Source organism: Stenotrophomonas maltophilia (genome assembly GCF_039555535.1).
Taxonomy (GTDB): domain Bacteria; phylum Pseudomonadota; class Gammaproteobacteria; order Xanthomonadales; family Xanthomonadaceae; genus Stenotrophomonas; species Stenotrophomonas maltophilia_Q.
The window spans coordinates 1006680-1018803 of sequence record NZ_CP154630.1; the positions used below are offsets into that span (position 1 = coordinate 1006680).

7 protein-coding genes are annotated in these 12124 nt (G+C 59.6%); all 7 read left to right on the forward strand.

Annotated features, from left to right (window positions below; genetic code table 11):
- The 7 genes from AASM09_RS04620 (at position 1) to AASM09_RS04650 (ending at position 12027) form a co-directional block, all read left to right on the forward strand.
- Positions 1–1893, forward strand: coding sequence for an Eco57I restriction-modification methylase domain-containing protein (locus AASM09_RS04620; RefSeq protein WP_062607677.1), 1893 nt, complete (start codon positions 1–3; stop codon positions 1891–1893).
- Positions 1890–3779: a hypothetical protein gene (locus tag AASM09_RS04625; protein ID WP_032968946.1), complete on the forward strand. Its 1890-nt coding sequence runs from the start codon at positions 1890–1892 to the stop codon at positions 3777–3779. Before AASM09_RS04620 ends, AASM09_RS04625 begins: the two co-directional genes overlap by 4 nt.
- On the forward strand, positions 3776–5584 hold the full coding sequence (locus tag AASM09_RS04630) for a DUF262 domain-containing protein (protein ID WP_004146426.1): 1809 nt from the start codon (positions 3776–3778) through the stop codon (positions 5582–5584). The genes AASM09_RS04625 and AASM09_RS04630 overlap by 4 nt, the downstream gene beginning before the upstream one ends.
- Positions 5581–8106 carry a PglZ domain-containing protein gene (locus AASM09_RS04635; protein WP_004146427.1) on the forward strand — a complete coding sequence of 842 codons (2526 nt, stop codon included), beginning with the start codon at positions 5581–5583 and terminating at the stop codon, positions 8104–8106. Before AASM09_RS04630 ends, AASM09_RS04635 begins: the two co-directional genes overlap by 4 nt.
- Before the next feature lie 5 nt (positions 8107–8111).
- Positions 8112–10220: a BREX system Lon protease-like protein BrxL gene (gene brxL, locus AASM09_RS04640; protein ID WP_032968948.1), complete on the forward strand. Its 2109-nt coding sequence runs from the start codon at positions 8112–8114 to the stop codon at positions 10218–10220.
- 341 nt (positions 10221–10561) lie between these two features.
- Complete coding sequence (locus AASM09_RS04645) at positions 10562–11518, forward strand: DUF932 domain-containing protein (protein WP_049450099.1); 957 nt, start codon at positions 10562–10564, stop codon at positions 11516–11518.
- Positions 11518–12027 carry a JAB domain-containing protein gene (locus AASM09_RS04650; protein WP_004146430.1) on the forward strand — a complete coding sequence of 170 codons (510 nt, stop codon included), beginning with the start codon at positions 11518–11520 and terminating at the stop codon, positions 12025–12027. Before AASM09_RS04645 ends, AASM09_RS04650 begins: the two co-directional genes overlap by 1 nt.
- The last annotated feature ends 97 nt before the right edge of the window (positions 12028–12124 follow it).

Here is a 12124-nt window from a genome sequence, read left to right on the forward strand (position 1 = left end):
ATGGCCTTCGACCAAACAACAAGAAACCGCCTCCAGCGCTTCGTCAACGACGCGCGCCGCGTGCTGGAAGAGGAATTCACCCGCCAGCTGCAGAACGACTACGGCATGGACCCCAACGCGGGCACCGTGGCGGAGCTAGCCAGCCTGCGCCATATCAACGACGCGCAGCGCGAAACTGCCCGCATCCTGCGCGACACCCTGGCGCACTACACAGCCAGCGGCGACATGAACGCCATGCAGGGGCTGGATCGCATCGTGCGCGAGCAGGCCTTTACCGTGCTCAACCGCCTGGCAGCGCTGCGCATGGCGGAAGCGCGGGGGCTGCTGATCGAGTCGGTGGGCAACGGCTTCCAGGCCAAGGGCTTTCAGCTCTATGCGCGACTGGCCGGCACCGGCCTGGGTGAAACCGGCGATGCCTACCGTGTGTACCTGTTCAGTGTGTTTGATGAACTCGCGCAAGACCTGCCGGGCCTGTTCGACCGCTACTCACCGCAGGGCCGCCTGTTCCCGCGCGAGGCGGCACTGCTGCAAGTGCTGAACCTGATCAACGATGCCGACATCGCCCCACTGTGGAGCGAGGACGAAACCATCGGCTGGATCTACCAGTACTTCAACTCCAAAGAAGAGCGCAAAGCCATGCGCGATGCCAGCCAGGCGCCGCGCAACAGCCGCGAATTGGCCGTGCGCAACCAGTTCTTTACTCCGCGCTACGTGGTGGAGTTTCTGGTGGACAACACCCTCGGGCGTCTCTGGTTCAACGCGACCGGTGGGGTCACCGGCCTTCGGGAGCGCTGCCAGTACCTGCTGGTCAAGCCCGACGAAACGCTTCAAGCAGCCACCAAGCTGCGCGACCCGCGCACCCTCAAACTGCTGGACCCGGCCTGCGGCTCCATGCACTTCGGCCTGTATGCCTTCGATCTCTTTGCCGAGATCTATCGCGAGGCCTGGGCCTGGGAACAACAGCACGGGCCGGGCTCGCTGGAAGTCTCGACCCAGCCCCAGGCTGCGCTCAAACCACTGAGCCAGACCTATGAGGACGAAGCGGCATTCCTGTGCGACGTGCCGCGCCTGATCATCGAGCACAATATCTATGGCGTGGACATCGACCCGCGCGCCGCGCAGATCGCCTCGCTGGCGCTGTGGCTGCGGGCGCAACGTGCTTGGCACGACGCAGGAGTGAAGGCCAAAGACCGCCCGCTGATCGGGCGGGGCCATGTGGTGGCCGCCATTGCGCCGCCGGCAGAGCGTGAGTTGCGCCAGCAGTTTGCGGCCAACCTCGATCAGCGCGACGCCGAGCTATTCGAGAAGACGCTGCAACTGCTCAAGGGCCTGCCGGAGCTGGGTGTGCTGCTCCAGGTCGAGCGCGAACTGCCGAACTTGATTCGCCAGGTCTATGTCGGCAAAGGCACCGGCCTGTTTGCTGCGCAGGAGCAAGAGAACTGGCAGCAAGCGGAGGCGCGCCTGCGTGAGGCGCTGACCGAGTTTGCCCAGGCGGCGAAATCCACCTACCAAGGGCGGCTTTTTGCACAGGACGCATTGCAAGGTCTCCGGCTCATCGATCTATGCCGTGAAGTGTTCGATGTCGTGGTGATGAATCCGCCTTTTGGCGCACTGGCTGCCAACACAAAGAACCAGCTCGCCAAAGCCTACCCGCGCAGCAAGAACGACCTGCTGGCCATCATGGTCGAGCGTGGCCTGGAACTGCTGCGCTCTGGAGGGCGCATTGGCGCCATTACATCGCGCACTTGCTTCTTCCTCTCTAGTTTTCAGAAGTGGCGGGAGGATGTGGTGCTGGGCGTTGCCCGCCCCGAAGTGATGGCCGACCTTGGGCTTGGAGTAATGGACGATGCAATGGTCGAGGCTGCTGCCTATGTATTGGAGAAACAGGCATGACAATCTTTCTACGCCTGCTAGCGGATAAAGATAAAGCCACTAATTTGCTGGCCAGTTGCAGCGCCTTGCGTACAGGACAGAGTGATGCGCGGTCATTTCAGGTGGCGCCGGAATCGTTCCGGGCAGTACCGGGCTCGCCATTCGCTTATTGGGTGAGCGGAGAGGTACGTGAAAAGTTCAGCCAATTTGACAGATTTGAGTGTGATGGCCGGTTTGTAAAACACGGGCTTACGACTGGAAACGACGATCGTTTCCTGCGGGCATGGTGGGAATCTATGAACCCTGATGGGTGGTTGCCGTTTGCAAAAGGCGGCAGTCATTCACCTTACTATGCGGACCAACAGCTCCTCCTGAAATGGGTGGATGAAGGGGGCGAGTTGCGGGCTGGCTATCAAACAAAGGCGATCGCTGGCACACGGCTTGACGGTAATGAGTATTTCGGTCGCAAGGGGTTGACGTGGCCGCTGCGATCGCGAAGCTTTTCACCTCAAGCACTGGCGAGCGCAAGTAGCTTTTCAGCCCGTGGATACTGCGCATTCTTCCCAGAGGGAGATGAATTGATAGCGCTGGCGTTATTTAATAGTCAAGCCTTTGATTATCTCTTTAAGGTTGCTCTAGGTCGCTTTGGGTTCCCCGAGTTTATCGTCGGTATTTTGCAGTTGCTTCCCTGGCCCTCGATTGGAGATGCACAATCATCTCAGCTGGCAAGATTGTCGTGCCGCGCCTGGTCCCTCAAGCGCACATTGGACACCATCGAAGAGACCTCTCATGCGTTTGCGCTGCCTGCCGCGCTGCGCTCTCGCCTGGGCGATTACGACCCTCCCGCTATTGAAGCAGAGCTTGCCCGCATTCAGGCTGAGATCGACGCCATCGCCTTCGACCTCTATGGCTTTTCCGATACCGACCGCACCGCCGTACAGGCCAGCCAGGGGGCGGCGAGCGCAGCGGACGAACTCCTCGACGAGGAGGCCGACGACGAAGACCGCGTAGCGCCGGGCGACCACACGGCGGGCCTGTTAAGTTGGACTGTCGGCGTGGCATTTGGCCGTTTCGACTGGCGCTTGGCCATCGGCGAGCGCGCCGCACCTGCCGAGCCGGAACCCTTCGAGCCACTGCCTGCCAAGAGCCCAGGCATGCTGCCGGGCGGGGCCGCGCCCTTCCATGTGCACGAAGGCATCCTGGTGGACGACCAAGGGCACCCGCATGACCTCGCGCGTCTGGTGGAGGAGGTATTGGCTCGCGTGGATATCGCGGTGCCGGAAGACGTGCGTCGCTGGCTGCAACGGGATTTCTTTGCTTTCCACCTGCAGCGCTACACCAAGAGCCGCCGCAAAGCGCCTATCTACTGGCCGCTGTCCACCGCATCTGGCAGCTACACGCTGTGGGTTTATTACCCCAGCCTCAGCAGCCAGACACTGTATACGGCGATCAACGACTTCGTCGAACCCAAGCTCAAACAAGTCGGCGCTGACGTGACGGCTCTGCGCAACAAGGGTTCTGCTCGGACCCGTGACGACGAAAAGCAGTTCGAGACGTTGCAAGCTTTCGAGCTGGAGTTGATCGAGCTACGTGACACCCTGCTCAAGCTCGCGCCAACCTACAAGCCCAATCACGATGATGGCGTGCAGATCAGCGCCGCGCCGCTGTGGCCGCTGTTCCGCCACAAGCCCTGGCAGAAGGTGCTCAAAGACACCTGGGCCAAGCTGGAAAAAGGCGACTACGACTGGGCGATGCTCGCCATGAACTACTGGCCCGAGCGCGTTCGCGAGAAGTGCAAGACCGACAAGTCGCTCGCCATCGCGCATGGCCTGGAGGATTTGTACATCGAGCCCGAGGTAGCGCCGAAGAAGACGCGCGGCAGAAAGAAGACCGGAGGCGATGAATGATTCAGGACGTCAAAGCGCTGCCGGTCAGCTTCTACTTCAGCCCCGATGGGACCACGTCGTTCTTCATTCCCAAGTACCAACGCGAGTATGTATGGGGCGGCAAGAACTGGGACGCGCTGTTCAACGACCTGGAGGAGTCGCCAAGTGGGCACTTTCTGGGCTCCATCATCTGCGTGAACACCCAGCAAGATGGCATGGCCGGTGGCCGACTTGAGCTGATCGACGGCCAGCAGCGGTTTACCACCATCAGCCTGTTGTTCTGTGCGTTCTACGACAAGCTGAATGCCATTCCGAATCCGGATCGCCGTCTGCTGGTGGAGCTGGACAACCTGGAAAGCCGCATCTTCGTCCGCACTTCTGGCCAGTGGCGTCTGGAGCCCAGCGAGCAAGCGCAGAACAAGACAGATTTCCAGAAGGTGCTGAGCGATCTGTTTCCCAAGCAGGTGAAAGCGCCGAAGGGCTTGAGCAATTTCGGAAACCGCCGCATTGCGCGCGCCTACCGCTACTTCTGTGAGCGACTGGAAGGGCTGAGCCAGGACAGCGCACTGGCCCTGCTGGAAAAGCTCAAAGCGGCCATGCTGGTCAAGATCGAGGTGCGCAGCCATTCCGACGCATTCATGTTGTTCGAGTCGATTAACAACCGGGGTATCCCGCTCTCGGCCATCGACATCATCAAGAACAACCTGCTGGCCGAGTTGGACAAGCGTCCGGACTATGGCATCGACCGGGCATTTGACGAGTGGAAAGACCTGATCGACCTGTTGCCCGACCCGGCGGTGCAGGAGCGCTTCCTGCGCCAGCTTTACAACATGTTCAAGTACCTCAAGCGGGTCGAGGTCAAAGGTTGTACCCGCGCCACGCGCTCGAACCTGATCACCATCTACGACACCCTGCTGCGCAAGCGACCGGTCTGGCTGTTCGGTGCGCTTCAGGCCAAGGGCAAAACCTACTCGGCGCTGCTCAATCCCATGGTTGCACGCGCGGAATGGGGCGACGCTGCCGCAGCGGCCTTGCAAGACCTGCAGCGCCTAGGAGCCGCGCCGGCTTACGCATTCTTGTTGTGGGCCAGCCAGGTCGCGCAGAGCCAGAAGTGGAATGAGGGCGACGCATTGAGCCGCTTGGCCGCTTTGCTCACCAAGTGGTTCTTTTGGCGGAACCTCACCGATATGCCGCCGACCCGTGAACTCGACCCGATGTTCATGGAACTGGTCAGCCACCTGCTGACGCAGATTCGCAGTTGCGAGATCACGGCGCTGGACGGCTTCATCCAGCAGAGCAGTAATTGGTTGCTGGGACGGGCAGCCCCGCAGGATGTTTGCGAGTCGCGCCTCAAGGGCGATGTGTACCTGGAGAATTACGACGCCACGCGGTTCATGCTCTGCAAGCTGGAAGAGACACACCAAACCCGTGAAAACAAACGCGACCTGGGGGTGCATGACGCCAATGATCGCCCCGTTTTTACCGTCGAACACATCCTGCCGAAGACCGAAAACTTGGGGCCGGGCTGGGTGACGATGCTCGAAGGGAACCAGAAAGGCACTGCGGCTGCCATTCGCGAGCGCTGTGCGCACCAGCTCGGCAACCTGACCCTGAGTGGCTACAACTCCAAGCTCGGCACGATGGAATTCTTGAAGAAGCGCGATCGCAAGAACGATCAGGGTGATTTCATTGGCTACCGCAACGGCTTGTACCTGAATGCCGACTTGGCCAGCCGAGATGATTGGAACGAGGCCGCCATTACGGCGCGAACAGACAAGATGCTCAAGGAGGTGATGTCCATCCTGAGCCTGCGGGGTGACAAATGACGATTGCAGAATTCATTCGAGAAAGCGTACTGCGGCCGCGTCTGAAGCAAGCTGGCGCCTTGGTGGTGTATGACGCCGACAAGCGCTACCGCGAGCTGTGTTTCGACTTGGCGGCTGACAAGGTGCGGGTGGTAGATGCGTCTGAAAGCAGCATCGAAAGCCGCGAGGCAGCGCTGCTGGCGCTGCGCGATGTAGGACAGCCCAAGGCGCCCTTGGAAGGTGTGTTGATCTATGTTCCCTCCAAGCGGCCAGAGACAGACGAGCAAAAGCAAGCTGATCCATTCGCGCTGTACGCAGAATGCGGCGCGGTGTTCCCGCAAGACGATGGCGACGAGTACCTGAGCCTGTGCCTGCGTGCTAAGCCAGATTACGCGACAGAAATTCGAAGCCTATTTGTGCGCGAACCACGACCGCAGTATGCGGTGATTGACGCCATTGGCGGCGGTGTGAGTTGGCCCCAGTTGCGAGCCACTCTGCGGGTGGAGTCCGGCCGCGAGATTCTGGCCGCATTGCTGGCCCCGAGTGCCAGTCAATCCGAGGCGCTCAAGGGGCAGGAAGGCTGGGTGCAAGAGGCGCGTGATTTCCTCCGAGCCACTCTGGGCCTGAGCGTGAAAACGCGCGGCAAGACCTGGTCCGCCCTGGCGGATGAGCTGTGGCGCTACGTGCTGTTCAGCGAGTTCGTGTTTGATTTGCCGGTGGCATTGCCGGACACCTTGAAGGGGGTGCCGCACGCACCGATGGAAGCCAAACCCATCGTCGAGGATGTGTGCGACCGTCTGCGCAGCGACCCGAAGTCACGCGCGATATACATCGAGCGCGCCGAGACCACCGAGGCGGAGCTCAACCTGACCGATCTGTGCGGTGCGATTGAAGACCTGGGCGAGCGCGACACCTTCCCCTTCGAAGAGCGGACCTTCCTGCGCACTGCGATCAAGGGCATTATCAGCGGTGACACCGATGCCACGCGCCGTGTGCTGACCCGCCACAAGAGTTCGGTATGGCTCGGCAAGGGCGAAAGCCAGGCCCAGTGGGAGCTGGTGCGGTCTGGCTTGAGCCTGGTTGAGGCCTGCGACGATTTTGAGCGCCAGCTACCGGATCACGCCCGCTCGCAAGCGGAGCTGATCGACTTCTACCTGGGCAGCCTGCGTGAAGCAGATCGTCTGCAGCGCGAGTTCGAACAAGCGGCGGGCGACTTCCTCGACCCGCATGGCTTGATGCATGAAGTGATCAGCCAAGCTCGGGCGCGTTATCGCCGTTTGGCAGAGAAGGTTCAGGGCGTGTTTGTGAAGCACGTTGAGTCCGCCGGTTGGCCACCCACTGGGCGCCTGGCCAATGCCGATGCCTTTGATCGGCTGGTGGCTGATCGACTCAAGGAAAGCGGACGCAAAGTGGCCTACCTGATGGTGGACGCCCTGCGTTACGAGTTGGGCGTGGCCCTCGAAAAGCTGCTGGCGGAAGACGGTCCCGTCGAACTGCAAGCGGCCTATGCGCAGCTTCCGACCATCACCCTGGTGGGCATGGCGAGCTTGCTGCCTGGCGCACGCACGGGGCTGACCCTATCACTGGAGAACGATTCCCTGGTGCCCAAGCTGGCGGGCGCGCCGGTGAGCAATGTCCCGCAACGCATGGGTGTGCTGGCCAAGCTGTATGGCGACCGCTTCGCGGAAATGCCGCTGAACGACTTTGTTCGCGGTAAGCCAAAGATTGCCGAAACCGTCGACCTGCTGGTGCTGCGCTCCACGGAAATCGACAGCCAACTGGAAAGCAACCCCGAGACAACGCTCGGGCTGATCCCTGGCACGCTGAAGCTGATCCGCGTGGCACTGCATAAGCTGCGTGGCATGGGCTTCAAAGAGGCGGTCATCGTCACCGACCACGGCTTCTTCCTGAACGCGCAAGCAGAAGCTGGCGATGTATGCGTGAAACCGCAAGGCAAGTGGCCGGTGAATGCCCATGACCGCATGATGCTGGGCGACGGCACAGCGGATGGTCACAGCTTGGTTGTCAGTGCAGAGAAGGTCGGCATTCGCGGTGATTTCACCCAAGTGGCACTACCGCGCAGCATGGCGCCTTATCGCTCAGGGCACCTGTATTTCCACGGCGGAGCATCCCTGGCCGAGGCCGTTGTGCCGGTGTTGGTGGCCAGGTTGGATACCGCTGCTCATGCGGAACTGCGCAAGGTGGTGGTGGAGTTGAGCTACAAGAACGGCGCCAAACGAATAACTACGCGATTGCCGGTCATCGAAGTGATACTGGTGGCCGACGACATGTTCTCGCAAGACATGAGCGTGGAGATCTTGCTGGAAGCGCAAGACAGCAAGGGCAATGTGGTGGGAGAGCCGCGCCCAGGTGGCGATGTGAACCCCGCGACCAGAACTTTGACCCTGATGCCAGGCCAGCGCAAGCAGATTGCGCTGCGAATGGATGATGAGTTCAGAGGCAAGTTCTCGGTCAAAGCGCTGAACCCAACGACTCTGGCTGCCTACAGCAATCTGGCGCTTGAAACCGACTATACGGAATGAGCCCTATGGACGAACTCGACCAAAAACTAAACGCCACATTCGACGGCAAGGTGCTTCGCAAAGACCTGCTGCATCGAATCAAAAAAGGCACCAACGTCCCGACGTTCGTCCTGGAGTTCCTCCTTGCCAAGTATTGCGCCAGCAATGACCAGGCAGAGATGGATGCTGGCATGGAGGCCGTGCTGTCGTCACTGCAGGAGAACTACGTTAGGCCGGACGAGGCCAACGCCGCGCAGTCCAAGGTCGCCACCAAGGGCAAGCATCGCTTCATCGACAAGGTCCATGTCCGTTACGTCGAAAAAGAAAAGCGCCACTGGGCATCGCTGGAGAACTTCAACTCGCAACGCATCGCGATTGGTGAAAAATTCTACCGCGACAACGACAGGTTGCTGGAAGGTGGCATTTGGGCGGAGGTGACCCTGGCGCACAACGACATAGATGAAGACGACTATGCGTTTTCCATTGAGGATCTGCGGCCGATCCAGCTGACTCGTTTTGACTTCGACCGTTATGCAGAGGGGCGCGGGGCATTCACGCGTGATGAGTGGCTCGCGGCGGTGTTACGCTCTGTGGGACTGGAACCCAGCAAGCTCTCGAAGCGCGTGCAGATGCACTTCATCGCCAGGTTGGCTGCGCTGGTTGAGCCCAACTACAACTACATCGAGCTGGGACCACGCGGCACCGGCAAGTCCTATTTCTTCAGTGAATTCTCGCCCTACGCCACCTTGATCTCGGGCGGCCAAGCGACCAAGGCAACGCTGTTCTACAACAACGCGCGCCGCAAGGTGGGCTTGGTTGGCTTCTGGGACACGGTTGCCTTTGACGAGGTTGGCGGGATCAAAGTGCGCGATCCGGACACCATCCAGATCATGAAGGACTTCATGGCCAACGGGCGCTTTTCGCGCGGGGCTGAGGTTATTGCTGATGCCAGTTTGAGCTTCGTTGGCAACATCGACGTGTCCGTGCAGCAGGTGGTCAACTCTAACGAGCACGATCTTTTCCAGCCGTTGCCGCCAGAGCTCGACTTGGCCGTGATGGACCGTTTCGCCGCGTACATTCCAGGCTGGGAGATGCCGAAGAACAGCAGCGAGTTCCTGACCAGCAACTACGGCTTCATCACTGATTATTTGGCCGAGGCCTTCCACTACCAGTTCAAGCACACGAATCGGTATGAGGAAGTGAGCAAGCGCATTCGGCTCGGTAAATCAATCGAGGGGCGCGACGAGAAAGGTATCAAGAAGACCGTCTGTGCATTCTTGAAGGTGCTGCACCCCAACGGGCCGCCGACGGATGAGGAGTTCGAGGAATACGTGGCCTATGCCACGGAGTGCCGCCGCCGCGTCAAGGAGCAGATGAACAAGCGCAAACCGGATGACGAGTTTGCCCGGATCAATCTGTCTTACTTCAAGGCCAGCGGTGAGGAGGTGGTGGTCTTCTGCCCTGAGTCCAAAGATGCATCGGCAACACAGGAGCCAGCTCGCCGTCGCTTGAATCAGGCGGATGGGCAGCCGACTGAGGCAGTCGAAGTGCAACCCACTGCACAAGCGGCACCTGCTGCACTGGAGACTCCAGCGGGCCCGACCCCGGTATCACCGGCCCCGGCTTCGATTGCGGTTGGGCCGTCACCGATCGAGCTCAAGGAACAGCACTTCACCATCCTCTATGGCGACACCGGGTACAGCTATGAGTCGATCCTCGGCCCCTACCTCCAAGGCGCGAAGTCTGTCGTGATCGAAGATCCGTACATTCGTCTGCAACACCAGATTCAGAATTTCGTGCGCTTCTGCGAAACGGTGCTGAAGGCTGGAACCGTGAAGAAGATCAGCCTGATCACCGGCTACGACGATAAGACCCAGTTGGCCGACATCGCTGAGAAGCTCGATGAGTTGAAGCAGAGCCTGCTGGAATTGGATGTCGAGCTGGAAGTGAAGTTGAACCCGAACATGCACGACCGAGAGATTCGTATCGACAACGGCTGGGTGATCAAGATTGGCCGGGGGTTGGACTTCTTCCAAAAGCCCGGAGGGTGGTTCGAGGTAGGCGTAAATGATCTCAGTTTGCGTAAATGTCTTGAGACCAAGGTTGATATATTCAGGGTTGGAATAAATATTTGACCTGATTTTCCATAAAAGAAATTCAGTTTAATTTTATTAATATGATTGTAAAAAATCTCAAGCACATATCATTTTGATGAGGCTGGCGGCTGCTGGCTTCGCGTGTAGATGCTCCGCGATGATGCATCTGCTTTGGATATGGCTGTATGAAAGAAAGATCCGATTGTCTGTACTGTGTTTTGGTCGTCGCAGCATCCATCATCGCTGCGGTTGCTCGATGTGCTCTGTCTTCGGGCAGTGAAGACATCGACCCTTTTAATTGATACTGCATTGGCATACGCACAAGGCCCGGCATCGTCCGGGCCTTGTGCGTTTGTGCCGTAAGAAGCGAGGAAAATACGATGCATCTGGTTGAAACAATGGCCTATGCCGGTGCTAAGCCGTGGCACGGTCTGGGCAATAAGCTTGAACAGCAACAGCCCATTGAGGTCTGGAAGCGTCAGGCAGGCATGGATTGGCAGATCGAGGACTCCGAGGTCCGCTTCATCACGGGTAGCAATGCCATCGGTGCCATCCACTCCTTCCCGGAGCAGAAAGTGCTCTATCGCTCCGATACCAGGGAGCCGTTGGCAGTCGTCTCCAAGCGGTTCAAGGTGGTCCAGCCGGGAGAGATCCTGGAGTTCTACCGTAATCTGACGCAGCACAGTGGCTTTGAACTGGAGACGGCGGGTGTGCTCAAGGGTGGCAAGAAGTTCTGGGCCATGGCTCGTACGGGCCAGAGCACGTCGCTGAAGGGGCGTGACCGGGTGGATGGCTATCTTTTGCTTGCTACTGCCTGTGACGGCACGTTGGCCACCACGGCGCAGTTCACCTCGGTGCGGGTGGTGTGCAACAACACCTTACAGATCGCTCTGGGAGACAGCAGCGGAGCCATCAAGGTCCCGCACCGCAGTCAGTTCGACCCGGATGCTGTGAAGCGCCAGTTGGGGATCACCGTCTCGACCTGGGACAACTTCGTGTCTCGCATGAAAGCCATCTGTGACCGTCCAGTTGACCCCGATACGGTCGATGGTCTGTTGCGACGGGTGCTTACCTACCAAGGCCAGGGCACCACCGCTGAGGTCGTCAACGAGCAGGCGCTGGCCAGTGTCCGTGCCCTGTATGAGGGCGGCGGTCGAGGCGCGTTGTTGCCTTCCAGCCGTGCAACGGCCTGGGGCGTACTCAACAGCGTCACGGAGTACGTTGACCACCACCGACGAGCTCGTAGCGATGATCACCGCCGTGATGCGGCATGGTTCGGTGCTGGAGCTCAGCTCAAGCAGCGCGCGTGGGATGAAGTGATGAAGTTGGTGGCCTGATGGAAGCGCAGGCCTATCACATGACCACATTAGGGGCCGGATCCAATGAGGAGGAGAGCAGGATCCGGGTACGTGAGGACAGGACGATTGCGAGGGCGCTGCAGATCCTGCAGAAACGGGCATCGTTGCCAGGGGAGGTGCTGGGAGGAGCAACCCAGGGTGCATTGTTCTTCCGGCTACGTCTGGGAGGCGAAAACCGCGAGCATTTCGAGGTTGCCTTTCTCAACACGCAGTTCCAGCTCATCGCAGTTGAGCGGCTTTTCTCAGGGACGATTGATGCAGCCGAGGTCCATCCTCGGATCGTGGTTCAGAGGGCACTTGCCCACAATGCATCGGCGGTACTCATGGCTCACAACCATCCAAGCGGTAGCTTGCAGCCCTCTGCGTCAGATCGGGCAGTCACGGCGCGGCTGAAGGCTGCCTTGGACACCGTGGACGTGAGGCTGTTGGACCATTTCGTTGTCACCAGCCATGAGGTGGTCTCGATGGCCTCTCAAGGCATGGTCTGACAGAGCTGCAGCGATCAGTGCTGTCGCTTCGCCCATTCATCTTGCCCACATCGATAGCTTGAAATGAAAGACCTGACCAAGGCCGCCCATCAAGGCG